General features: G+C 69.0%; 23 protein-coding genes. 12 read left to right on the top strand and 11 right to left on the bottom strand.

Annotated elements, in window-relative coordinates:
• Positions 1-181: 181 nt before the first annotated feature.
• A complete protein-coding gene (locus LQ938_RS13030) occupies positions 182-352 on the top strand; it encodes a hypothetical protein (RefSeq protein WP_231341333.1) in 171 nt (56 codons plus the stop codon).
• A 10-nt stretch (positions 353-362) separates the two neighbouring features.
• Here the strand turns inward: LQ938_RS13030 and LQ938_RS13025 are convergent, their stop codons facing one another.
• Positions 363-1,415 (bottom strand): right-handed parallel beta-helix repeat-containing protein, encoded by a 1,053-nt coding sequence (locus tag LQ938_RS13025; RefSeq protein ID WP_223722641.1) that lies wholly within the window; start codon positions 1,413-1,415, stop codon positions 363-365.
• A 355-nt stretch (positions 1,416-1,770) separates the two neighbouring features.
• Between LQ938_RS13025 and LQ938_RS13020 the strand changes: the two genes are divergently transcribed.
• Positions 1,771-2,301, top strand: coding sequence for a hypothetical protein (locus LQ938_RS13020; protein WP_223722642.1), 531 nt, complete (start codon positions 1,771-1,773; stop codon positions 2,299-2,301).
• A 19-nt stretch (positions 2,302-2,320) separates the two neighbouring features.
• Here LQ938_RS13020 and LQ938_RS13015 read toward each other — a convergent pair whose 3' ends face one another.
• Positions 2,321-2,479, bottom strand: coding sequence for a hypothetical protein (locus tag LQ938_RS13015; RefSeq protein WP_223722643.1), 159 nt, complete (start codon positions 2,477-2,479; stop codon positions 2,321-2,323).
• A 58-nt stretch (positions 2,480-2,537) separates the two neighbouring features.
• On the bottom strand, positions 2,538-3,491 hold the full coding sequence (locus LQ938_RS13010; protein WP_223722644.1) for an aldo/keto reductase: 954 nt from the start codon (positions 3,489-3,491) through the stop codon (positions 2,538-2,540).
• A gap of 188 nt (positions 3,492-3,679) precedes the next feature.
• Here LQ938_RS13010 and LQ938_RS13005 point away from each other — a divergent pair, with 188 nt between their 5' ends.
• Positions 3,680-4,261, top strand: a complete 582-nt coding sequence (locus LQ938_RS13005) for a hypothetical protein (protein WP_223722645.1) — start codon at positions 3,680-3,682, stop codon at positions 4,259-4,261.
• 64 nt (positions 4,262-4,325) lie between these two features.
• Here the strand turns inward: LQ938_RS13005 and LQ938_RS13000 are convergent, their stop codons facing one another.
• Positions 4,326-5,225, bottom strand: a complete 900-nt coding sequence (locus LQ938_RS13000; RefSeq protein WP_223722646.1) for a helix-turn-helix domain-containing protein — start codon at positions 5,223-5,225, stop codon at positions 4,326-4,328.
• A gap of 214 nt (positions 5,226-5,439) precedes the next feature.
• Here LQ938_RS13000 and LQ938_RS12995 point away from each other — a divergent pair, with 214 nt between their 5' ends.
• Both LQ938_RS12995 and LQ938_RS12990 read left to right on the top strand, forming a co-directional pair.
• Positions 5,440-6,453 (top strand): carbon-nitrogen hydrolase family protein, encoded by a 1,014-nt coding sequence (locus LQ938_RS12995; RefSeq protein ID WP_223722647.1) that lies wholly within the window; start codon positions 5,440-5,442, stop codon positions 6,451-6,453.
• Positions 6,454-6,602: 149 nt separating this feature from the next.
• Entirely contained in the window at positions 6,603-7,529 is a 927-nt protein-coding gene (locus LQ938_RS12990; RefSeq protein WP_223722648.1) for a phenylacetaldoxime dehydratase family protein, read from the top strand.
• A gap of 99 nt (positions 7,530-7,628) precedes the next feature.
• Here the strand turns inward: LQ938_RS12990 and LQ938_RS12985 are convergent, their stop codons facing one another.
• Positions 7,629-9,695: an NAD(+) synthase gene (locus tag LQ938_RS12985; RefSeq protein ID WP_223722649.1), complete on the bottom strand. Its 2,067-nt coding sequence runs from the start codon at positions 9,693-9,695 to the stop codon at positions 7,629-7,631.
• Between the two features lie 80 nt (positions 9,696-9,775).
• Between LQ938_RS12985 and LQ938_RS12980 the strand changes: the two genes are divergently transcribed.
• Complete coding sequence (locus tag LQ938_RS12980; RefSeq protein ID WP_223722650.1) at positions 9,776-13,351, top strand: TM0106 family RecB-like putative nuclease; 3,576 nt, start codon at positions 9,776-9,778, stop codon at positions 13,349-13,351.
• Positions 13,352-13,421: 70 nt separating this feature from the next.
• Entirely contained in the window at positions 13,422-14,420 is a 999-nt protein-coding gene (locus LQ938_RS12975; protein WP_223722651.1) for a magnesium and cobalt transport protein CorA, read from the top strand.
• A 33-nt stretch (positions 14,421-14,453) separates the two neighbouring features.
• Here LQ938_RS12975 and upp read toward each other — a convergent pair whose 3' ends face one another.
• Positions 14,454-15,086 carry a uracil phosphoribosyltransferase gene (upp, locus tag LQ938_RS12970; protein WP_223722652.1) on the bottom strand — a complete coding sequence of 211 codons (633 nt, stop codon included), beginning with the start codon at positions 15,084-15,086 and terminating at the stop codon, positions 14,454-14,456.
• Positions 15,087-15,121: 35 nt separating this feature from the next.
• Here upp and tadA point away from each other — a divergent pair, with 35 nt between their 5' ends.
• Complete coding sequence (tadA, locus tag LQ938_RS12965; protein WP_223722653.1) at positions 15,122-15,589, top strand: tRNA adenosine(34) deaminase TadA; 468 nt, start codon at positions 15,122-15,124, stop codon at positions 15,587-15,589.
• A 65-nt stretch (positions 15,590-15,654) separates the two neighbouring features.
• Here the strand turns inward: tadA and LQ938_RS12960 are convergent, their stop codons facing one another.
• Both LQ938_RS12960 and LQ938_RS12955 read right to left on the bottom strand, forming a co-directional pair.
• Entirely contained in the window at positions 15,655-16,584 is a 930-nt protein-coding gene (locus LQ938_RS12960; protein WP_223722654.1) for an LLM class F420-dependent oxidoreductase, read from the bottom strand.
• 16 nt (positions 16,585-16,600) lie between these two features.
• Entirely contained in the window at positions 16,601-17,728 is a 1,128-nt protein-coding gene (locus tag LQ938_RS12955) for an alpha/beta hydrolase (RefSeq protein ID WP_223722655.1), read from the bottom strand.
• A 93-nt stretch (positions 17,729-17,821) separates the two neighbouring features.
• On the opposite strand from LQ938_RS12955, the gene proC reads away from it, so the two are divergent.
• Positions 17,822-18,652: a pyrroline-5-carboxylate reductase gene (gene proC / locus LQ938_RS12950; protein WP_223722656.1), complete on the top strand. Its 831-nt coding sequence runs from the start codon at positions 17,822-17,824 to the stop codon at positions 18,650-18,652.
• Positions 18,653-18,671: 19 nt separating this feature from the next.
• Here proC and LQ938_RS12945 read toward each other — a convergent pair whose 3' ends face one another.
• From LQ938_RS12945 to LQ938_RS12935, 3 genes are read right to left on the bottom strand one after another with little or no spacing between them, the layout of a single operon-like run.
• Entirely contained in the window at positions 18,672-19,139 is a 468-nt protein-coding gene (locus tag LQ938_RS12945; protein ID WP_223722657.1) for a hypothetical protein, read from the bottom strand.
• A 17-nt stretch (positions 19,140-19,156) separates the two neighbouring features.
• Entirely contained in the window at positions 19,157-19,828 is a 672-nt protein-coding gene (locus tag LQ938_RS12940; RefSeq protein WP_223722658.1) for a potassium channel family protein, read from the bottom strand.
• Complete coding sequence (locus LQ938_RS12935; protein WP_374197479.1) at positions 19,821-21,263, bottom strand: TrkH family potassium uptake protein; 1,443 nt, start codon at positions 21,261-21,263, stop codon at positions 19,821-19,823. The genes LQ938_RS12940 and LQ938_RS12935 overlap by 8 nt, the downstream gene beginning before the upstream one ends.
• An 85-nt stretch (positions 21,264-21,348) precedes the next feature.
• Here LQ938_RS12935 and LQ938_RS12930 point away from each other — a divergent pair, with 85 nt between their 5' ends.
• The 3 genes from LQ938_RS12930 to LQ938_RS12920 all read left to right on the top strand — a co-directional run bounded on the left by LQ938_RS12930 (position 21,349) and on the right by LQ938_RS12920 (position 22,214).
• Complete coding sequence (locus LQ938_RS12930; RefSeq protein ID WP_223722659.1) at positions 21,349-21,747, top strand: ArsR/SmtB family transcription factor; 399 nt, start codon at positions 21,349-21,351, stop codon at positions 21,745-21,747.
• A gap of 93 nt (positions 21,748-21,840) precedes the next feature.
• A complete protein-coding gene (locus tag LQ938_RS12925; RefSeq protein WP_223722660.1) occupies positions 21,841-22,032 on the top strand; it encodes a helix-turn-helix domain-containing protein in 192 nt (63 codons plus the stop codon).
• Between the two features lie 83 nt (positions 22,033-22,115).
• Positions 22,116-22,214 carry a 30S ribosomal protein bS22 gene (locus tag LQ938_RS12920; protein WP_003792170.1) on the top strand — a complete coding sequence of 33 codons (99 nt, stop codon included), beginning with the start codon at positions 22,116-22,118 and terminating at the stop codon, positions 22,212-22,214.
• The last annotated feature ends 85 nt before the right edge of the window (positions 22,215-22,299 follow it).

Genomic DNA, 22,299 nt, shown 5'->3' with positions numbered 1-22,299 from the left:
GCGGGATCAACATCTCGCTTCCGGCAACGTCGCCGAGCGACGAACCAGCGGCACCAGCGCTGACGTTCGAGCGGAGGAACCCCATGCATGACCTGGTCGCCGACGACCTCCGGGATGATGCCGATGACTTCGAAGACGCCCTCACCGAGGACTTCGTGCACAGATCCGGTAGTCGCCCACTATGACGAACTCCAACCCGAATCCGGATCTTCCCGTGAGTAAACCCATCCCCATCCCGAGCTATCGACCGTCGCAGGTGTTCCGCCGCGAACGGCGGAAGGCCGAAGAGGCCGAACGCGACGAGGCCAAGGCCCGCAACGAACGCCGCGGGCGTCCCGGCCGACCTTCCTGAGCTCTCCGGCTCAGGTGCACTCGATGTTCGTGCGGGCCGGCGGGCCCCACGTCATCGCGTTGTTGCAGCCGACCTCGGTGGCCGTGAGAGCGGCGACGCCGATCACCTGAATCGCGAGCTCGTCGGCCGAGCCGCCGAACTTGTTCGTGACGATGCGGTTGTTCAGGCCCCACTCGGGCATGAAGCTGTGCACCTGCACGCCGGGGCCGGCGGCATCGCCGACTTCGTTCTGCGCGAAGATCCAGCCGTTCCCCTTCAGATCGACGACGGAATCGGAACTCGTGCCGTCGCCACGGGAGAGCCAGTTGTCGCGGATGACGCCCGAGGACGTGCCCTCTTCGGCGCTGATCGCCTCCCCGGCGGTGTGGTCGACCGTCGTGCCGACGATGATCGTGGCGTCGCTCCGGTCGGGCTCGCACTCCGAGTACTGGCACCACGACGACTCCCGCGAACCGACGGCGATGCCCTCGCCCATGTCGCGGTCGGTGATGCCGGTGTCGCGGATCGTGGAGTCCACGATCATGTTGTGCGCGCTGGTGCTTCGGAGGCGAATGCCCTGCCCGCCGATGTCGGAGACCGAGAGCTTCCGCAGCTGGTTGGAGGATGCGCCGTCCAGCACGATGCCCGCGTGCGCGCTCCGCACGGCGAAGTTCTCGAGCGTCCAGTACGACGCCCCGGTGAGGCGGAGGACGATGCCCGCCGAGGTCGCGCCCTTGCCCTCCAACGCCGACCCGGACGTGCCGCACAGGATGATCGGCGCGGCCTCCGTGCCCGAGGTGCGGATGGTGAACGACCCGGTGTAGGTGACGTCGGCGAGCTGGAGCACGTCGCCGGGCTCGGCGGCATCGAGCGCCGCCTGCAGCTTCTTCGGGGTGTCGCCGACGAGGCGAGCGCCGGGAGCGCAGGCGTTGTCGGGCGTCGCGGATGCGGACGGAGTCGCGCTGCCGGTGGGGGCGGCATCCGGATCCGGAGAGGCCGCGGTGGCGGTGCACCCGGCGAGCAACAGCACTGCGGCGACGAGGGTCGGTGCGAACACGCGACGGAGATGGGCGAGTCCGGTCATGCGGGGCCTTGCTCGTGGGGGACGACGATCACCGACACTCTACGTGCCCGACCCCGGTTCGTCCTCCGAGCGCCCCTTCGACCGTCCCTTCGACCGTCCTTCTGACCGCGAGATTGCAGGTGCGCCACGAGACGTTGGTTCGCGGCCGCAGTCTCGTGACCGAACTGCAGTCTCGCGGGTGCGGGTGCGGGTGCGGGAGGCGGATGCGGGGGCGCAGCACAGTGCGCGGGGGAAGCGCAAGGGGACGACGGACGGCGGGGTGCGTGTGCTGTGCTGGTATCGCGAACGGCTGGCGCGCTCGGCGCGAGGGCCGTCGGCACCGCATCCGCATCCGGAACCCGTGGGAGGGACCACCATGAGCGAGAACGACAACACCGTCAGCGAAACCGTCGAGAAGGCGAAGAAGGCCGCGGCCGACACGGCCGCCGATGTGCAGACCCACGTCGAGGCCGCCGCAGACGACCTGTCCGACGCGGCTCAGCACGGCGGCGACGCCGCGGCGACCCGCGCGAGTGCCGGGGTTAAGGCCGCCGCGGAGAAGGCGGATGATGGGATCGACACCGCCGAGGACGCCGCATCCGACGGCGTGGAGAAAGCGAAGCAGGCCGCCCACGAGACGATCGACAAGCTGTCCGGGAAGGTCGACGCGGATGCGGACGCCGCCCACAGCCGCGTCGAAGAGATCGCCGACACCGCCAAGGACGTGCTGGCGCAGACCGCCGACGCCGGACGCCAGGCAGCGGAGGCCGCGCAGGAGACCGCGAGTCGCGCCATCAGCACCGCGCACAGCGCGTACCGCTCCGACCCGCTGCGGACGATCGCCGTCGCGGGAGCCGCTGTGCTCGCGCTGGTCGGACTCGTCGTCGTCATCGCCCGCAAGAAGTAACCCGCGGGAGACTCGGCTCTCAGCCGCCGGAGATGATTCCGATCACTCCGGACGCGACCATGTAGACGCCCACGGCGCCCACGACCAGCCACACGCCGATGCGTGCCGGCGAGGGCTTCTTGGGGTCGTTGCCGGGGTCGCCGGCTCCGGCGCCGGAGTTGTTGCCGAGAAAGCTCACTCCTCGACAGTAGCCGAGGCGCGGGGGGTCGCGGAGAAGCGCGACCCCCCGCGGACGATCAGGACGCGGGCGACCAGCTGGACACGGCGTCGAGCGCCGCGAGTTCGTCGGCGGTCAGGTCGATGCGTGCGCTGGTGAGCAGATCGTCGACCTGCGAGACGCGCGATGCGCTCGCGATCGGGGCCGCGACGGTCGGCTGCGCGCGCAGCCAGGCGAGAGCGGTCGCGGCGATGGATGCGTCGTGTGCCGCACCGATCTCTCCGAGGGTGTCGATGATCCGCAGGCCCTGCGGCGTCGCATATTTCGCGGCGCCCTCGGCACGCGGGGTGGACGGCGCCTGCGCTGCCTCCGCCGACCGGTACTTGCCGGTCAGGAATCCCGAGGCGAGGCCATAGTAGGGAACGAGCGACAGGCCGAACTCCTCCGCGACCGGGACGATCGATTCCTCGACCTCGTTCCGGTGCACCAGGTTGTAGTGCGGCTGCACCGCGACCGGAAGGGCGCTGCCGCCGGCCTTCGCGAGTTCGATCCAGGAACGGATGCGGTCGGCGCTGAAGTTCGACACGGCGACGTACCGGACGAGCCCGTCAGTGACGAGGTCGCCGAATGCGGCAACCGTCTCTTCGAGGGGTGTCTCGGGGTCGTCGAAGTGCGCGTAGTACAGGTCGATCGTGTCGACGCCGAGCCGGGTGAGCGATGCCTCCGCGGCGGCACGGACGTTCGCGGCGGAGAGGCCGCGGAAGTCCGGATGCTGGCTCACCTTCGTGGCGACCACGACGTTCTGCGGCGTGCGAGACGCGAGCCATTCGCCGATGAGCTTCTCGCTCTCTCCGCCGGTGTTACCCGGAACCCAGGCGCTGTACGAGTCGGCGGTGTCGATGAAGTCGCCGCCCCCGGCGTGGAACGCGTCGAGGATCTCGAAGGTGGCATCGCGGTCGGCCGTCCAGCCGAACACGTTGCCGCCGAGCGAGAGCGGGAAGATGTCGAGGTCACTGCGTCCGATGCGGGTCATGATGTCCTTCCGAGGTCGGTGCGTCGCGAGGCGCGATCAGCGGGCATCGCGGCGCCGTACGTCGATGACAAGGCCGCGGACGCCATCGGCATTCCCCCGGCGTTTCTCACGGCACCCGGTCGCGACGAGCGTGAGCGCCGCGGCCTAGGCTGGCATCAGGTTTGCGTACCCGGATTGAGGAGGTCCTGATGGATTCGGTCGTTTTGGACGCCGCCGCAGGAATCAACGCACGGCTCGGGTGGGACCCCGCGGTGACGCCGCACGATCGCAAGCGCATTCTGGCGCGTCAGATCATCGGCGCGCGGCTCGGTATCGAGACGACCGCCGTTCGGATAGAGCGTGAGTCGCCGACGACGTTCGGGCACCACACGCGTCTGATCGCGTCGGTGGACGGCACCGAGCTTCCCGTGGTGATCGGCGTCGCCGAGTATCGGGCGGCGACCGTCGTCTGGGTGCACGAGCCGGAGCTGCTGGTCGGCGTCGACCTCCGCGACCTCCATCCGGATGCGCAGACGCGCGCCGTCATCCGCTCGCACAGCAAGCTGTGGGACGGGTCGACCGAACTCGATTTCCTCACGCACTGGACGCGGGTGCAGGCGATCCTCGCCGCCGACGGCCGCGGCGCGCGCGTGCGCGCCGACTGGGTCGTGCTCGACCGGAACGGCACGCGCGGCTGGATCAACGACCGGCCGACGCGCTACGAGGTCGTCGACCTGTCGCGGAACGCCTTCGTGATCACGATGGCCCACAGCGTCGCGCCGATCGACTAGTCCACGCATGACGACGTCCATCTCGAACCGGTCAACGCAGCGGTCGCCGAAGAAAACGCCCGCTTCAGGCAGATGCAGGACGCGATGACGACGGCGTCACTCCGTAGTGTCTCTTGAACGCTCGGCTGAATGAGTCGAGATCGTCATATCCGCTCCGATGGGCAGCGGTGTAGACGCGGGCGCCCGCTTCGAGGAGCTTACGGGCTTCCTCGAGGCGAGTCCGGCGTATGCATGCGGCGAGGGAGTCGCCGCCGTGCTCGAACAGCTTCTGGGCGAAGCGGAGCGAGACATGGTGTGCTGATGCGACGACTTCGGGCGTCAGCCTGACATCGGCGAAATGGTCGCCGATGTAGGTGCGCATGCTGAGCAACAGGACGGACGTCTCGACAGGTGCCGCGCGGATGCCCGAGATCGCCGTCGCCGCAAGGCTCGTAAGGGCCTCGGTGAGCGCGTCGAGTTCCAGGTCGAGCGGTTGCTCGTACGAAGAGGACGAGGCTGCGGCGAGGGCGTGGAGCATGCGCAGCCCCGCGCCCGCGGGCAGCGGTCGAGCAGTCAGGTCTGAGAACGCGTTGCCCGTCTTCGAGACGGTGTCGCGGGGCAGTTGCAGCACGATCTCGCTCATCCTGCCGGGGAAGTCCAGCAGGTACGGGGACGACGTGTCGTACATGGTCGCCGTGCCGGGCGCGAGGGCTACCGAGCGTCCACTTTGCGTGACGTTGCCGGTGCCACTGCGGTGGAGAGAGATGAGCACGTTCTCGCGCGGACTGGCAGCGATGATCTCGCGGTCGCGGACAACTTGGGACGGGCCACTCGCGACGCGGGTCAGGGCCACGGTGTCGCTCAAACGGCGTTGAACGAGCGTTGCGCTGAAGCTCGGCGTCGTCGAGCGCACGGCGAGGGGGACGAACGCGTCGCTGCACACCGCGGCCCATTGCGACGGTGAGGTGACGCGGGCGGGCGGCATGGAGCAAGTGTCACACGCAGATTGTTTCGGCCACGGCTTCGTGTTGTTTCGAACCGATGCCCGCCGCAGAGCTGCGTGCGCAGAATGCCGGATTCCGGTGAACGTGTGCGCGCACTGCCGGATTGCGTACGCGAAACGTCGGATCCCGGCTCGTAACTCTTTCTACCGTGATGACACCGCGAGCTCTCCCGATCACCTCGCGGAGGAGGACACCATGGTGGATTACACGAAGAAGTTCCGTGCTGCGGCCGTGCAGGCGGAGTCGGTCTGGAACGATCTCGACGGCGGCATCGACAAGCTCATCGCTTTGTCGCAGGAAGCGAAGGCGGGCGGCGCCGAAGTGGTGGCCTTCCCCGAAGTGTGGCTGCCGGGATACCCGTGGTTCTTGTGGCTGGACTCGGTGCCGTGGCAGTCGCAGTTCCTCGTTCCCTACGCCTCGAACTCGCTCGAGGTGGGTGGGGCGCAATGGAAGCGTATCGAGAAGGCCGCAGCCGACATCGGTATCGCCATCGCTTTCGGATACAGCGAGCGGTTCGGAGCATCGCTCTACATGGGGCAGGCGTTCATCGACGCGGAGGGCAAGACGGTCGCCACCCGCCGCAAGCTCAAGCCGACCCATGTCGAGCGCACGCTTTTCGGTGACGGCGACGGGTCCGACGTGGCGGTGACCGATACTGCGGTCGGGCGGGTTGGATCTCTCAACTGCTGGGAGCACCTGCAGCCGTTGACGAAGTACGCCATGTTCTCGCAGGACGAGCAACTGCACATCGCAGCGTGGCCGAGCTTCTCGATCTTCGAAGGCGTGGCGACCGCGCTCGGTCCCGAGGTGAACGTCGGCGCTTCGCGCCAGTACGCCGCTGAAGGGCAGACGTTCGTTCTCGCGCCGTGCGGCGTGATCGGTGAAGCGGCACAGGCCGTCTACACAGACACCGACCTGAAGAAGCAGTTCCTCGCACTCGGTGGCGGACACGCGCGCATCTTCGGTCCGGACGGCGGCTCGCTCGCCGAGCCGATGGCGCCTACCGAGGAGGGGCTCTTGTTCGCCGACATCGATTTCTCCGCGATCCTCGCGGCCAAGAATGCGGCCGATCCGGTCGGCCACTACTCGCGGCCGGACGTGTTCACGCTGCGGTTCGAGAACGCGGGCCGGTTGCAGAAAGTGGTGACCACCCTTCCGCAGCGGGCAGATGACATCATCGACGGCGCCGACGTCGAGGCGTTGGTCTAGTCGGAGAGCGGCGAAGAAGGATCGCGCAGAGCATGACCATGGAATCTTCTATCCCCTCCCATCTTCGGCACCCGGATCGGACACCGAAGCATCCGGTCGGTACGTATAAACCGCCGTATCCCTCGTTCAGTGCACGATTCGCGCAGGATATGGGCGCGGTCGTGATGGCCTACTTCGGCGTCCAGGCGCGCGAAGCGGATGATCCGGATGCGGCCGTGGCGCGTGCGCATCTGCGCACTCTGTGTGCGACGGCGGACGGGCCCGGCCATGTCGATCGTGCCGGCTACGTGGATGCGCGCGGCTACGACACGGTCATCGACATCGCCTACTGGGACGACCTGCGAGCGTTCGCTCGTTGGGAGCGCGCGAATCTTGCCTCCTGGCTCGATGAAGCTGACGTCGTTCCCGGTGTCGGCCGGTTCCTCGAACTCGTCACTCCCACTGCCGACAGGTTCGAGACGATCTTCTCGTCGCCGGAGCCGCCGGAGGGCGTCTCGCACCTGGGAACGACGATGAGCGGGATGATCGAGGAACACGGGTACTGGGGGTCGATGCGTGACCGTCTCCCTGCCGCGCAGGCCGACCCGCTGTACCCCGGCGGCGAGACGGTCGCCGAGATCTCGGGGCTCACCCGGACCGTTCGTCTGCATCGCAACGCCTGCCTGATTCGGTCAGGTCAGGACTACGGCGAGACCACGGGCGAACAGCGCGAGATCTATCTCGGTACCGTCGAACCTCCGCTGCGCGCCGGAATGGACTACCTGCGCGACCACGGCGAAACGGTCGGATGCTACGAGAACCGATACATGGTCGTCCTCGATGAGGACGACCAGCCGACCGAACGCACCTTCGGCATGAGCTGGTGGCGTGATTTGAGCGCCCTCGAAGATTGGTCGGCTTCCCACGAGACGCACGTGAGAATCTTCGGAGCAGCGATGCGGTACCTCTCTGCGTTTGGGTCGGCCGCGCAACTCACGCTCTACCACGAGGTCACCGTGCCCACGGAGCACGAGCAGCGCTTCATCTACGTCGGATGCCACGACCGCACCGGCCTGCTCAGGTCGGTCGCCACCTGACGTCGGAACGAACGGCACCCCGCACAGGAACGAAGAGTTCCTGTGCGGGGTGCCGGAACGTGCGGCTCGGCCGTTCGCGGGCGCTCGGATGAGGGCGGGTCACTCCGCGTAGTCGGGGAGCGCGGCGTCGAGTTCGGCGAGCCACACCCGCGCGTTGCCGTCGCTGGGCGCGCGCCAGTCGCCGCGCGGTGACAGCGAGCCCGCCGGCGAGACCTTCGGACCGTTCGGGATCGCGCTGCGCTTGAACTGCGCGAACCCGAAGTAGCGCCGCAGGAACTCGTGCAGCCACCGCGAGATCGTGGCGAGGTCGTAGGCGTAGCGATCCTCCGCCGGGAATCCCGGCGGCCAGGCGCCCGCATCCGCATCCGCCCAGGCCCGCTCGGCGAGGAACGCGATGCGGGAGGGCCGCATGCCGAACCGCAGCACGTGGTACAGCGCGAAGTCGTGGAGGGCGTACGGTCCGATCGAGTCCTCGGTGGACTGCACCTTGCCGTCTTCGCCGGCGGGCACGAGCTCGGGGCTGATCTCGGTATCGAGCACCGCCTGCAGCACGGCCACGGTGCGGTCATCGACCCCCTCGCGCGCAGCGATGACCCATCGGATGAGGTGCTGCATGAGCGTCTTCGGCACGCCCGAGTTCACGGCGTAGTGGCTCATCTGATCGCCGACGCCGTACGTCGCCCAGCCGAGGGCGAGCTCGGAGAGATCGGATGTGCCGACCACGATGCCGCCGTGGCGGTTCGCGAGGCGGAACAGGAAGTCAGTGCGGACGCCCGCCTGCACGTTCTCGAAAGTGACGTCGTACAGCTTCTCGCCGGTCGCGGCCGGGTGTCCGATGCCGGTGAGGATCTCGGTGGCCGCCGGGCGGATGTCGATCGTCTCGACCGTCGCACCGATCGCCGCGGCGAGCTCCAGTGCGTTCGATTTGGTGTGCTCGCTCGTGGCGAATCCGGGCATCGTGTACGCCAGGATGTCGCTGCGCGGCCGCCCGGCGCGGTCCATCGCGCGGGCGACGACGAGCAGGGCGTGCGTGGAGTCGAGGCCGCCGGACACGCCGATGACGGGCTTCGGGCCGCCGATCGCGCGCAGGCGCTGCTCGAGTCCGGACACCTGGATGTTGAAGGCCTCGTAGCAGTCCTGCGCGAGCCGTGCCGCGTCATCCGGAACGAACGGGAAACGGTCGAGCGTACGCCGCAGACCGATGTCGCGCGCCGGCGGATCGAGCCGGAAGTGCACCGTGCGAAAACCGTCGACGCGGCTCTGGAGCGACCGGCGGTTGTCGTCGAACGTGCCCTGCCGAAGGCGATCCTGCCGCAGCCGGTCGAGGTCGACATCGGCGACGCTCCGCCGGGCGGCGCCGGGGAAACGCTCCGTCTCGGCGAGGAGGGTGCCGCCCTCGTAGATCATGGTCTGGCCGTCCCACGACACGTCGTTCGTGGATTCGCCGACCCCCGCGGCGGCGTACGCGTAGGCCGCCAGGCAGCGGAGCGACTGCGACTGCGCGAGCAGCTTGCGGTCGTCGGCGCGGCCGATGGTGATGGGGCTGCCGCTGAGGTTCAGCAGCACGGTCGCGCCCGCGAGTGCCGCTTCTGCCGAGGGCGGTACGGGCACCCACATGTCTTCGCAAATCTCCGCGTGCACGACGAGTCCTTCGACATCGAGCGCGTCGAAGAGCAGGTCGGGCCCGAAGGGGGCGTACAGGGAGCCGACGCGGATGTCCTGCCCGCGCTGGTCGTCGCCGGGCGCGTACCAGCGGCGCTCGTAGAACTCGCGGTAAGTGGGCAGCGCCGACTTCGGCACGACGCCGAGCAGCTCTCCGCGATGGATCACGACCGCGCAGTTGAACAGACGGTTGCCGTGGCGAAGCGGCGCGCCGACGACGATCACCGGCAGGAGGTCGACGGATGCGGCCACGAGTTCTTCCACGGCATCCACGACCGCGTCGAGCACGGGGTCCTGCAGGACCAGGTCGTCGATCGCGTACCCGCTCAGGGCGAGCTCCGGGAACAGGGCCACCGCGACGCCCTCGGCGTCGCACGCGCGCACCTGCTCGAGCACCGCGCGGGCGTTCGCGGCGGGATCGGCGATCGCGACCGGCACCGTGCAGGCGGCGATCCGCGCGAAGCCGTGCCGGTAGGAGCTCTCGAAGGGCAGGTCGCGGCGCATGTGCCCAGTCTCGCAGGCCGGGCGGCGTCGTGCAGGTCGTGTCGGAAGGCGCGGTTAGGGTCGAACGCGGAAGGGAACGGATGCGGTACATCGAGCCCCAGGAGGGCGAGCCCGGCAGGATCGTGTGGAGTGCGAGCGATCTGAAGGCCGCGGCGGAATGCGAGTTCGCGTGGTCGCGCCAGATCGACGCGCGCCTCGGCCGGATCGCCGCCGTTCCCGACCCCGAAGATCTCATGCTCGAGCGGGCCGCCCGGCTCGGCACCCGGCACGAAGAAGACGCGCTCGCACGGTACCGGGCGGAGCAGGGCGACGCGGTCGCCGAGATCGCGGAGACGCGCTCCGGAGACGCCGAGGGCATGACCGCTGCGGTGGCGGCGACGATCGCCGCACTGACCGATCCGTCTGTCCGGGTCATCTACCAGGCGGCGTTCCGCACCGACGATTTCGTCGGATTCGCCGACTTCCTCGTTCGAAGTCACGACGGTTCGTGGATCGTGCAAGACACGAAGCTCGCCCGGCACGCGCGGGTCACCGCGCTCATGCAGCTCGCGGCATACGCCGAGCAGCTCGACCGATTGGGTGTTCCCCGGTCGGACCGGGTGGAGTTGCTTCTGGGTGACGGCTCCGTGAGCGTGCACCGCGTCACCGACCTCGCGCCGGTGTACGCGCTGCGTCGGCGACGACTCGCCGCGCTCGTGGCCGACCGCGACCTCGCGGCCGGTGCGGCGGGAAACCCGCTCGCGTGGGGCGATGACCGCGGCGATCTGCAGATCGTGGCGTGCGGACGATGCGCGACGTGCGAGCAGGAGGTCGTCGCCGCGCGCGATCTGCTGCTGGTGGCGGGCATGCGCCCGGTGCAGCGGGAGCGGCTCCGTCGCGCCGGGATCACGACGATCGACGCGCTCGCCGCGGCAGGCGACGACGCGGCGCCCGCACGGATGAGCGCCGATGTCTTCGCCTCGCTGCAGACCCAGGCGCGCCTCCAGCTCGACAGCCCGGCCGGAGTCCCGTCCGGCGAGGTGGCGCCGCCGGACGCCCGCCCCGCCGTGCCGCGCTACGAAGTCGTGCTGCCGCAGGCGCTCGGCGCGCTCCCGCGCCGAGACCCGGGCGACCTCTTCTTCGACTTCGAGGGTGATCCGCTGTACACCGAGGGTGCGAGCGGGGAGTGGGGGATCGATTACCTGTTCGGGTGGATCGACACCCGCGAGCAGTACACCGCCCTCTGGGCGCACTCCTTCGCCGAGGAGCGCACGGCCTTCGAGACGTTCGTCGACGTGATCGAGCTGCGGCGGCGGCAGCATCCGGGAATGCACATCTACCATTACGCGCCGTACGAGCCCACGCATCTGCTGGCGATGGCCGCGAAGTACGGCACCCGTGAGGCGGAGATCGACCGGATGCTGCGCGACGGTCTCTTCGTCGATCTCTACCCCGTGGTGCGTCGCGCGCTGCGGGTGGGCTCGCGGTCGTATTCGATCAAGAAGCTCGAGCCGCTCTACATGGGTGACGCGCTCCGCACGAGTGAGGTGCAGCGCGGCGACGACTCGATCGTGCGGTATGTCGAAGCGCGCGTGCTGCGCGATGCCGGTGACCGCGACGCGGCCGCCGCGATCTTCGCGGACCTCGCCGAGTACAACCGCGACGACTGCGTCTCGACCCTGCGGCTGCGCGACTGGTTGGTCGACCGTGCGCGCGACGCGGGGCTGATGCCGTCCGGCGATCCGTCGGTCGGCGAGTTCGTGTACGAGGCGTCGCCCCGCGCCGTCGCCCTCGGCCGAGCCGCGGACGCCGCCGCCGAGGTCGTGACGGCCGCCGGCGCCGATCCGACGACCGATGACGACGTCGTGGCGCTGCGGCTGGCCGCGGCCGCGATCGACTACTACCCGCGGGAGGCGAAGACCTTCTGGGCGTCGCACTTCCTCCGCCTCCGCGAGCCCGTGTCGCTCTGGGAAGACACCCGCGACGTCGTCGTGGTCGATGCCGAGCGTTCGCACCTCCTCGAGGATTGGCACACCGGCGAGGGGCGCGCCCGTTCGCTCCGCCGCCGGCTCGAGTTGCGCGGCGATCTCGCGCCCGGAACCCGCCTGTCGGCGGGCGGGCAGCCGTTCGTGCTCTACCCGCTCCCCGCGCCCTTCCCCACCGTGCCGTCGCCGCGGTGGATCCACGTGGCTCGCACGGTGCGGGTCGTGGAGGTGCTCGAGGACGGCGCGATCGTCGAAGAGCTGGCGAGCGACGGCGAGACCTGGGTGGAACTGCCGTTCGCGCTCACGCCGTCGGCCCCGCCGTCCGCAGGCAACCAGCAGACCGCGATCGACGCGTGGGCCGACCGCGTGATCGATGCGGCGCCGACGTTCCCCGAAGACCCCGCGACCGACATCCTCCGACGGCTGCCCCCTCGCACCGGAAGCCACCGCCTCGATGCGGCGGGCGGCGCCCTCGATGACATCACCGCAATCACGCGCAGCATCCGGGCACTGGAACGCAGTTACCTCGCGGTGCAGGGCCCGCCCGGCACCGGCAAGACCTACGTCGGCTCCCACGTCATCGCCCGGCTCGTGCACGAGCACGGCTATCGCGTCGGTGTCGTGGCGCAATCGCACGCCGTCATCGAGCACATGCTCGACCGCGTGGTCGCGGCCGGGGTGCCGAAGCATCTCGTCGGAAAGGCGCTGAAGGATCCGGATGCGGCGGCCACGGTCTCGTTCACCGCGATCGAGAAGAACGGTGTCGCGGCCTTCACGGAGGGTCGTCCCGGCGGCTTCGTCATCGGCGGGACGGCGTGGGACTTCAGTCACTCGAACCGCGTCCCGCGCGGGAGTCTCGATCTCCTCGTGATCGACGAGGCCGGGCAGTTCTCGCTCGCCTCCACGATCGCGGTCTCGGTCGCTGCGACGCGGCTGCTCCTCCTCGGCGACCCGCAGCAGCTTCCGCAGGTGAGCCAGGGAACGCACCCGGAACCCGTCGACACCTCCGCGCTCGGCTGGGTGATGCGCGGCGCCGCGGTGCTGCCGCGGGAGTACGGCACATTCCTGTCGCGGTCGTGGCGGATGCATCCGGAGGTCGCCCGCCCGGTGTCGCTGCTGTCGTACGCGGGAGAACTCGCCTCGGCGCCGCCCACCGCGCTCCGCAACCTCGAGGGCGTCGTGCCCGGCGTGCACGCGGTTCCCGTGCGGCACCGCGGGAATGCGGTTGCGTCTCCCGAGGAGGCGGCGGAGGTCGTGCGGCTCGTGCGCGCGACGCTCGGCCGCACGTGGACGCCGTCCGACGAGATCGACGGGGTGGTGACGGAACTTCCCTCGCGCCCGGTCACGGCCGACGACATCATCGTGGTGACCCCCTATAACGCGCAGCAGGGCGAGGTCGAAGCCGCGCTCGAGGCGGCCGGGATCCCGGGTGTCCGCGTGGGTACCGTCGACCGTTTCCAAGGCCAGGAGGCGGTCGTCGCGATCGTGACGCTCGCCGCGTCATCCGGTCGTGATGCGCCGCGCGGACTCGAGTTCCTGCTGCTGCAGAACCGGTTGAACGTCGCCGTGTCCCGTGCGCAGTTCGCCGCCTACGTCGTCTACTCGCCCGGGCTCCTCGATGATCTGCCGCGCACTCCCGACGGCGTCACCCGACTGAGCGCGTTCGCCCGGCTGGTGGGCGAGGGAGTCTGAGCGGCGGCACGTTCACGAATGGTCGGCGAGCGTGGGCTATCATCGCCCGTCGGCTGTGAAGGAGAATCCCATGCTCATCGACAACGCCATCTACGTCGACGGCCGACGTGTCGCCACCCCGCAGAACCTCGACGAGACGTTCGAGTTGCGTGCCGAGTACGGCGGTCTCGCCTGGATCGGGATGTACCGGCCGAGTCGCGAAGAGCTCGAGGCCGTCGCGCTCGAGTTCGATCTGCATCCGCTCGCCGTCGAGGATGCACTCAGCGGGCACCAGCGCTCGAAGGTCGAGCGCTACGGCGACATCCTGTTCGTGGTGCTGCGCCCCGCCCGCTACGACGACGCGCGCGAAGAGGTCGAGTTCGGTGAGCTGCACCTGTTCGTCGGGCCGGAGTTCGTGATCTCCATCCGCCACGCGGAGTCGCCCGACCTGGCCGCGGTGCGGCACCGGCTCGAGTCCCAGCCCGAGCTGCTCGCGCTCGGCCCCGAGGCCGTGCTGTACGCGATCTTCGACCGGGTGGTCGACGAGTATGAGCCGGTCGTTGCGGGCATCGAGAACGACATCGACGAGATCGAGGATCAGCTCTTCGGCCACAGCGACGACGACGCCCTCTCGCGACGCATCTACGAACTGTTCGGTGAGGTCATCGACTTCGGCCGTGCGGTCGCGCCGCTGACCGGGATGCTGGAGTGGCTGCAGCGCGGATACGAGAAGTACGACGTCAACCTCGAAGTGCAGCGCAGCCTGCGCGACGTGCTCGACCACTCGATCCGGATCAACGACCGGATCGAGGGATTCCGTGCCGTCCTCGACAAGGCGTTGACGGTGCACTCGGCGCTGGTGGCGCGCCGGCAGACGGAGGCGAGCCTCGCTCAAAACGATGAGATCAAGAAGATTTCGTCGTGGGCGGCGATCATCTTCGCGCCGGGGCTCATCGCCTCGATCTACGGCATGAACTTCGACAACATGCCCGAGCTCCACTGGGCATGGGGCTACCCGGTCGCGGTGGCGATGATGCTGGCGTTCGCCGGCGGACTCTTCGCGATCTTCAAGACGAAGAAGTGGCTCTGAGCGAACGCCCGCTCAGAGGGCGGGACGCCGCGGTCAGACGGTGCCGTACAGGCGGTCGCCGGCATCGCCGAGACCGGGCACGATGTAGCCCTTCTCGTTGAGACGCTCATCGAGTGCGCCGAGGACGAGGGTGACGTCCCGGTCACCGACCTGCTTCTCGATCGCGGCGACGCCCTCGGGTGCACCGAGCAGGCAGATGGCGGTGACGTCCTGCGCACCGCGACGGAACAGGAAGTCGATCGCCGCGCCGAGCGAGCCGCCGGTCGCGAGCATCGGGTCGAGCACGAAGCACTGACGGTCGCTCAGGTCGTCGGGCAGGCGCTCCGCGTACGTGGTGGGCTCGAGGGTCTCTTCGTTCCGCACCATTCCAAGGAATCCGACCTCGGCGGTGGGGAGGAGCTTCACCATGCCGTCGAGCATGCCGAGGCCCGCGCGCAGAATCGGCACGACGAGCGGGCGGGGCTCGCTGATCTTCACCCCGGTCGTGGTCGTCACAGGGGTCTGGATCTCGGCCGGCTCGACCCGCACGTTCCGCGTGGCCTCGTAGGCGAGCAGCGTGACGAGTTCTTCGGTGAGCTGACGGAACACCGGTGAGGGCGTCGTCTTGTCGCGAAGGACCGTGAGCTTGTGGGTGATGAGCGGATGGTCCGCGACGTGCAGGCGCATGTCTCCAGGCTAGAGCACCCGGCTAGCCTGGAGTGATGAGCCTGCCCGTGACTATCCGCGACGATGCAGCGATGGTGCGGGCGCTGGTCCTCGCGGCGGAGGCCGGTGACGCGGGAGACGTGCCGGTCGGTGCGGTCGTGATGGATGCGGACGGCCGCATTCTCGGTGAGGGCCGCAACGAGCGTGAGGAGACCGGGGACCCGACCGCTCACGCGGAGGTGGTGGCGCTTCGCCGCGCGGCGGCCGCGCGGGGCGAGTGGAACCTCGAGGGGTGCACGCTCGTCGTGACCCTCGAGCCCTGCGTCATGTGCGCCGGGGTGATCCTGCAGTCCCGCGTGCCCCGCCTCGTTTTCGGCGCGTGGGACGAGAAGGCGGGTGCGGCCGGATCGGTCTACGACCTGGTCCGCGACCGCCGGTTGCCGCACCGGGTCGAGGTCGTCGCCGGAGTGCGCGAGACCGAGGCATCCGCGTTGCTCCGGGCATTCTTCGACGCGCGACGCTGAGGAACGCGCGCGGTATCGTTCGGGCGACAGCGCCCTGACGTCAGCGTCCGGGGCGCAACGCGCGGTCAGCGCGGAAGGTGCGGCAGCACCTCGGCACCGAGGAACTCGAGGTGGTCGAGGTCGCGCAGGTCCATCAGCTGGAAGTAGACGCGTTCGGCCCCGAGTGCGCGCAGCCGCTCGACCTTGGCCAGGATCTCATCGGCCCCGCCGGTGATGTTCGTGTCACCGCGGAAACCGGCGAGGTCGGTGCCGATCGCCTCTGCCCGGCGCGAGAGAACGTCGTCGCTCCCGCCCGCGAGCGTTGGCAGTGCCACGGACAGTTTCAGGGTCTGCGGGTCGCGGCCGATCGCCTCGCACGCGGCACGGACGCCGTCGAACTTCTCCGCCACGACGCTCTCCGGCTGGAATCCGATGTTGAACTCCGTCGCGAACCGGGCGGCGATCGCGGGCGTACGCCGTGCGCCGCCCCCGCCGACGATGACGGGCACACGGGATTGCACGGGCTTCGGCAGGGCGGGTGCCTGCTCGAGTCGGTAGTGCGCGCCGTCGAACGAGTACGCCTCGTCGACGGGTGTCTGCCAGAGTCCGGTGATGAGCTCGAGTTGCTCTTCGAGCAGCGCGAACCGCTTCGGCGGGAACGGGATACCGTACGCGCGATGCTCCTCCTCGAACCACCCGGTGCCGAGGCCGAGCTCGACGCGTCCGCCCGACATCGCGTCGACCTGCGCGACCTGAATCGCGAGCACTCCCGGCGTCCGGTAGGTGACGGATGAGACGAGCGTGCCGAGGCGGATGCGGGAGGTCTCGCGAGCGAGGCCGGCCAGGGTCGTCCACGCATCGGTCGGACCGGGGAGCGGGTCACCCGGCCCCATCCGCAGGTAGTGGTCGGAACGGAAGAACCCGTCGAACCCGTGCCGCTCCGCGGACTGCGCGAAGGCGAGTTGGTCGTCGTAGGAGAAACCCTGCTGGGGTTCGGTGAAGACGCAGTACTCCATGGTCGGTGCGCCGCGGTCAGTCAGCGGACCGGAGGATGATGGTCTCGGTCGGCGGTGCCGGATGCTGCGCCTGCCCGATGTACCCGATGACCTCCAGCAGAGCGCGTCTCACCTCCGCCGGCCGCTCCAGGTGCGGCGCGTGGCCGGCGCCCTCGAGCAGCAGCTCCTGCACGTGACCGCCGCGTTCGGTGTAGACCGCGAGCACATCGCGGGTCTGCGACACCATCTGCTGCGCGGGCGCCGCCTCATCGCCGGGCCAGCCGGGGATGATGTCGAGCGACCCGAGATGGTTCAGGTCGAAGAACGAGGCATCCGACACGATCGCGTCGACGTCGCCGTGCACCCAGAGGATGGGGGGTTTGGGCTCGATGTCGACGATCCCGGAGGTGTTGAAGTACTGCGGGGCCATCGTGTTCAGAACCCCGTTGCGGCCGGCGCCGAAGCCCGGCCAGTTCGGGCTGGATACCGAGTCGCCCGGGTAGTTGCCGGGCGCGGTCGAGGTCGTCAGCATGGACGCGACCCAGATGTCCTCGTTCTCGGTCGTGTAGGTCGACGACACGTACGCCGAGCGGAATACGCTGCGCGGCGAGGTCTCGGCGGTGTCCGAGGCGTCGTGATCGATGAGGCGCTGGACGAAGTCGGGGTTGGCGCCGCCGCCGCCGCATCCGGCGTCGTCGTCGGTCAGTCGGCTTCCGTCGCGGCGCGTGCCGCCGAACCCGTAGGGCGAGACCGGTGCCTGCAGGGTGAGGGAGAGCGCCGGGTGATCCAGCGCGTACTGCATGACGACACCGCCGCCCATCGACCAGCCGACCAGATGCGCCGACGGAATCTGCAGCGCCTCGAGCGTCGCGTGCAGATCGTCGCTGAAGTCGCGGACGCCGCGCGTTGCGTCGACGGGCAGGCTCTCGGTGCCGCCGAAGCCGCGCAGATCGACGGCCAGGACGCGCAGGTCGCTCGGCAGGTCTTGCATCAGTTCCTGCCAGAACAGGGCCGAGGAGACATTGCCGTGCACGAGGACGACCGTGCGCTCGGCCGGCGTTGCGGGGTCGTCACCGCTTCGTTCCAGGATGTTCACGCTGAGCCGCGAGGTCTCCACGAGTCGCGCATCGATTCCATCGAGAAGAGGTGTCGTCGGTTCCGTCATGTCGGGTCCTTTACCGCGAGGGGGCTGCCGTGCCCCGGCATGTCCGATGATAGACCTCGGCTATCGACGAACCCCGAGGCCTAGGTTGGAGAAATGATCTCGCTTCCCTCGATCGCCATTCTCGGAGCCGGTTCGATGGGCGGTGCCGTTCTGCACGGTGTCGTCCGGTCCGGGCGCGCCGCCGGAATCACCGTCACGAACCGCACCCGCGCGAAGGCGGCCGCGCTCGCCGAACTCGACGGCGTCGACAGCATTGCGCTGGAGGAGGATCCGGAGGGCAACGCGCGGGCGGCCGCATCCGCCGACGTGGTCCTGATCGGTGTGAAGCCCGCGATGGTGCCGGACCTGCTGGCCGAGATCGCCCCGCACCTGCGCGCGGGCGCGATCGTGGTGAGCCTCGCGGCGGGCGTCACGATCGCGACCTTCGAGCGGATTCTCGGCGCGGATGCCGTCGTGCTCCGGTCGATGCCGAACACTCCGGCACTCGTCGGAGCGGCCGTCACCGGCCTCGCCGCCGGTACGAACGCCGATGCCGCCGCCGTCGCGACGGTCACGGCCATCTTCGAGACCGTCGGCACCGTGCTCGAGGTGGCCGAGGACCGGATCGACGCGCTGTCGACCATCTCGGGCTCCGGCCCGGCCTACGTGTTCCTGCTGATCGAGAACCTCAGCACCGCGGCGATCGGCAAGGGCTTCGACCGCGACGAGGCACGCACGATGGCCGAGCAGACCTTCATCGGGGCGGCCGCGCTGCTCGCTGCGTCGGGCGAAGAACCCGCGGAGCTGCGTCGTCGCGTGACGAGCCCCAAGGGCACGACGGAGCGGGCGATCGCGGTCCTCCAAGACGCGCACCTAGACGACGTGTTCGCGCGGGCGACGGATGCGGCGCTCGCCCGGGCGAAAGAACTCGCCGCCGGCGGTTGAGTCGATGCGTCGTCGGTGATCAGCGGCCTCGGACGCGCCCAAGGTAGTCCTGGAAATCGCCGAAGCTTCCCCCGAGGGTCGACGCGAGCGCCGCGGGGCTGTCGATCCACACGGCGTCATCCGGGTCGGGGAACATCTCCGGCGTGTGGACGCCGCGGATTCCGAGATACATCGGCTGTCCCTGCGGGTTCACGATCATCAGACCGCCGGCCGCGCACAGCTCGAATACGAAGGTGCACTCCGCCTCGGTGAGGGTCGCGTGCGGCAGCGACCCCGTCAGAGGTTCGGGCTGATCCAGCGGGTCGAGCTCCAGGTCTGTCCACGCACCATCAAAGGCCAGCGCTACGCCGTCTGTCACCCGATAGAGCCCGTGCGTCTCCGGATCGACCGTCAGTCCGCGTGCGTCGAGGAATGCCATGATCTGCGCGCGGTCGTCCGCGCGCAGATCGTCACCGTCGATCGGATAGAAGCTCAGCGAGAATCCCATGCGGTCGCTCGTCTCGCTCAGCGGTCGAGCGTCGCGAAGCGCTCGATGTCGCTGTTCGTGCCCGAGACGATGATCAGGTCGTGGTTCGTGACGACCGTGTTCGCCTCGGCATAGCGGAATGGCTTGCCGGGGCTCTTCACGCCCACGACCGTGACGCGGTACTTGCTGCGGACGCCCGACTCGTTCAGGCCGACGCCGCGGATGAAACGCGGCGGGTACATCTTGGCGAGCACGAAGTCGTCGTCGAACCGGATGAAGTCCAGCATCCGGCCGCTCACCAGGTGTGCCACGCGCTCGCCGGCTTCGCGTTCGGGGTAGATGACGTGGTTCGCCCCGACGCGGGCGAGGATCTTGCCGTGTGACTGCGACACGGCCTTGGCCCAGATCTGTGGAACCTTCAGGTCGACGAGGTTGGCCGTGATGAGCACGGACGCCTCGATCGATGACCCGACCGCGACGACGGCGACCTGGAAGTCCTGCGCGCCGATCTGCTTCAGCGCTTCGAGGTTCTTCGCGTCGGCCTGCACCGTGTGCGTGACCCGCTCCGACCACTTCTGCACCAGGTCGAGGCTCTCGTCGATCGCGAGCACCTCGCGGTCGAGCCGGTCGAGCTCGCCCGCACAGGCGGCGCCGAAGCGGCCCAGCCCGATGACGAGCACGGGGGCATCCGAGCGGAGCTTCTCAACCAACGATCGGCCTCTCAACAGGCATCGAGTACAACTGCGAACGCGACGAAGCGGCGACGGCCGCGGCGAGTGTCACTGTACCAACGCGGCCCATGAACATCGTCACGGCGAGGACGTACACCGCTGGGTCGGGCAGCTCTGTCGTGAGCCCGGTCGACAGGCCCACGGTGGCGAACCCCGACACCACCTCGAACAGCACTTCGTCGACGGGTGCTTTCGTGATCTGGGCGATCGTGATCGTCGATACCGCCACGATCGTCGCGCCCCATGCCACGACCGACAGGGCGACACGCTGCACATCGCTCGGGATGCGGCGACCGAACGCCTGCACCGAGGGGCGTCCCTTGGCCTCCGAGAAGACGGCGAGAGCGAGCACGGCGAGCGTCGTCACCTTGATGCCGCCGGCGGTCGACGCGGAACCGCCGCCGACGAACATCAGCATCGAGCCGACCAGGAGCGACGACCCGTGCAGTTCTCCGATGTCGATGACGGAGAACCCGCCCGAGCGGGTCATCGCCGAGAGGAACAACGACTGGAAAGTGGTGTCCCACGCATCCATCCCGCCGAACGTCTGCGGATTGTCGTACTCGAGGGTCACGAACGCCACGGCGCCCGCGAAGAACAGGATGACGGTCGTGATGAGCGTGAGCTTGGTGTGCAGCGACCAGTGCCGCACGTGCCAGCGGTGCCGCCACAGCGTGAAGATGACGGGGAACCCGATCGAGCCGAGGAACACCCCGACCATCAGCACCGACATGAAGAAGTAGTCGGTGGCGAACGGCGCGAGTCCGTCGGCGTTCGGGGCGAAGCCGGTGTTCGTGAACGACATCGCCGCGAAGTACGGCGCCTCCCAGAGGGCCGTGATGGGGTCGACGCCGCCGAGCAGCAGGCCCGGGTAGAGCAGCACCGCGAGGCCCGCCTCGATGACGAGGGTCGAGAGCGCGACGGTGGCCAGCAGCTGGCCCACCTCGCCGAGCCGCACGGTCTGCCCCTCGTTGACCGGGCCGCCGTGCACGCGCATCGGGTTGGAGTCGCCCGCGGCAATGAGCTTGGCACGCAAACCCAGGCGCTTCGAGATGACGAGCCCGAGGATGCTCGCCAGGGTCAGCACACCGAGTGCGCCCACGTTCACGCCGATGTAGATGAACACCTGGCCGAGCGGCGACCAGTGTGCGCCCATGTTGACCGTCGACAGACCCGTCACGCAGATCGTGGAGACGGCCGTGAACACGGCGTCGGCGAGCGGCGTCGCCTGACCGGATGCGGCCGCCGCGGGCAGCGACAGCAGCGCGGTGAACAGCAGGATCAACGACGAGAAGATCAAGACCGCGAAACGTGCGGGAGACGACGTCGTGAACTCGCGCGCTCCGTCTCGGAACCGGTCGAAGGCGATCGAGAGGCGTTCCCGCGACAGCACGCGCGCGGTGTCGGACATCATCCGGCACCCCTTTCGCACGAACAACAGGTCGGCGACCCGAACGGGTGTAATGGTACTCCGCCCGGCGCCCCACTAACCTAAGCGCATGGCGGATATCTTCGGCGTGATCGCGGACGCGACCCGGCGCGACATCCTGCGCCTCCTCCTCGATCGATCGATGGCGGGCGAGCGCGGAACGAGCGTGTCGTACATCGTCGCGAGGCTCGGTGTCAGTCAGCCCACCGTGTCGAAGCACCTGAAGGTGCTGCGCGACAGCGAACTGGTCTCCGTGCGCGAGGAGGGTCAGCACCGCTATTACTCGCTGTCGTCCGGTCCGCTGGACGAGATCGACAACTGGCTCATCCCGTTCCTCGACGAGGATCTGGACGACTCGATCTCCACCCTCCCGGAGCCCGCCGCGCACGCCGCCGACGTCGTCGGCCGTGCCGCCGCATCCGTCGGTCGGGCCGTCACCGCCGCGTTCGGCAAGATTCCCGGTCGCTGACCCGCATTCCCACGAGCACCAGCGGTTTACATCCGTCCCACCGGGGACCTAGAGTGGCGGGCAGCCCGACGGGCGATGGGGGAGGGGTGTGGCATGGCCGAGCTGCCGGATGTGCGGTTCCTGACGGTCGCGGAGGTCGCGCAGCTCATGCGCGTCTCCAAGATGACGGTGTACCGACTCGTGCACGCGGGAGAACTGCCCGCCATCCGCTTCGGGCACAGCTACCGCGTGCCGGAATCGGCCGTCGCAGAGCTCGTGCAGCGGCCGGCCGCCGACGTCGGCTAGACTTATCCGAGGCATTTTTTTCGATGCCTCGTTCCCGGGCACAGGCCACCCTGAGCCCAGACCGCTGATCTGTGAGGTTTTCCGTGGGTTCTGTCATCAAGAAGCGCCGCAAGCGCATGGCGAAGAAGAAGCACCGCAAGTTGCTTCGTAAGACTCGCCACCAGCGCCGCAACAAGAAGTAATCGCGGCACCGACACCGAGCGCCTGTCCACCGGACGGGCGCTTCGTGTTGTGCCGGCACGCCGCGTCTGCGGCTAGCCTGGGGGC

It is taken from the genome of Microbacterium sp. cx-55 (genome assembly GCF_021117345.1).
Lineage (GTDB): Bacteria > Actinomycetota > Actinomycetes > Actinomycetales > Microbacteriaceae > Microbacterium.
Note: the sequence above shows the minus strand (reverse complement) of the source record. Positions and strands in the feature narration are given on the sequence as shown.

What these genes read in the sequence shown, in the direction of transcription:
- LQ938_RS13030 (WP_231341333.1), top strand. Translation starts at nt 182, where the DNA reads ATGACGAACTCCAACCCGAATCCGGATCTTCCCGTGAGTAAACCCATC.
- LQ938_RS13025 (WP_223722641.1), bottom strand. Translation starts at nt 1,415, where the DNA reads ATGACCGGACTCGCCCATCTCCGTCGCGTGTTCGCACCGACCCTCGTC.
- LQ938_RS13020 (WP_223722642.1), top strand. Translation starts at nt 1,771, where the DNA reads ATGAGCGAGAACGACAACACCGTCAGCGAAACCGTCGAGAAGGCGAAG.
- LQ938_RS13010 (WP_223722644.1), bottom strand. Translation starts at nt 3,491, where the DNA reads ATGACCCGCATCGGACGCAGTGACCTCGACATCTTCCCGCTCTCGCTC.
- LQ938_RS13005 (WP_223722645.1), top strand. Translation starts at nt 3,680, where the DNA reads ATGGATTCGGTCGTTTTGGACGCCGCCGCAGGAATCAACGCACGGCTC.
- LQ938_RS13000 (WP_223722646.1), bottom strand. Translation starts at nt 5,225, where the DNA reads ATGCCGCCCGCCCGCGTCACCTCACCGTCGCAATGGGCCGCGGTGTGC.
- LQ938_RS12995 (WP_223722647.1), top strand. Translation starts at nt 5,440, where the DNA reads ATGGTGGATTACACGAAGAAGTTCCGTGCTGCGGCCGTGCAGGCGGAG.
- LQ938_RS12990 (WP_223722648.1), top strand. Translation starts at nt 6,603, where the DNA reads ATGGGCGCGGTCGTGATGGCCTACTTCGGCGTCCAGGCGCGCGAAGCG.
- LQ938_RS12985 (WP_223722649.1), bottom strand. Translation starts at nt 9,695, where the DNA reads ATGCGCCGCGACCTGCCCTTCGAGAGCTCCTACCGGCACGGCTTCGCG.
- LQ938_RS12980 (WP_223722650.1), top strand. Translation starts at nt 9,776, where the DNA reads ATGCGGTACATCGAGCCCCAGGAGGGCGAGCCCGGCAGGATCGTGTGG.
- LQ938_RS12975 (WP_223722651.1), top strand. Translation starts at nt 13,422, where the DNA reads ATGCTCATCGACAACGCCATCTACGTCGACGGCCGACGTGTCGCCACC.
- upp (WP_223722652.1), bottom strand. Translation starts at nt 15,086, where the DNA reads ATGCGCCTGCACGTCGCGGACCATCCGCTCATCACCCACAAGCTCACG.
- tadA (WP_223722653.1), top strand. Translation starts at nt 15,122, where the DNA reads ATGAGCCTGCCCGTGACTATCCGCGACGATGCAGCGATGGTGCGGGCG.
- LQ938_RS12960 (WP_223722654.1), bottom strand. Translation starts at nt 16,584, where the DNA reads ATGGAGTACTGCGTCTTCACCGAACCCCAGCAGGGTTTCTCCTACGAC.
- LQ938_RS12955 (WP_223722655.1), bottom strand. Translation starts at nt 17,728, where the DNA reads ATGACGGAACCGACGACACCTCTTCTCGATGGAATCGATGCGCGACTC.
- proC (WP_223722656.1), top strand. Translation starts at nt 17,822, where the DNA reads ATGATCTCGCTTCCCTCGATCGCCATTCTCGGAGCCGGTTCGATGGGC.
- LQ938_RS12945 (WP_223722657.1), bottom strand. Translation starts at nt 19,139, where the DNA reads ATGGGATTCTCGCTGAGCTTCTATCCGATCGACGGTGACGATCTGCGC.
- LQ938_RS12935 (WP_374197479.1), bottom strand. Translation starts at nt 21,263, where the DNA reads ATGATGTCCGACACCGCGCGCGTGCTGTCGCGGGAACGCCTCTCGATC.
- LQ938_RS12930 (WP_223722659.1), top strand. Translation starts at nt 21,349, where the DNA reads ATGGCGGATATCTTCGGCGTGATCGCGGACGCGACCCGGCGCGACATC.
- LQ938_RS12925 (WP_223722660.1), top strand. Translation starts at nt 21,841, where the DNA reads ATGGCCGAGCTGCCGGATGTGCGGTTCCTGACGGTCGCGGAGGTCGCG.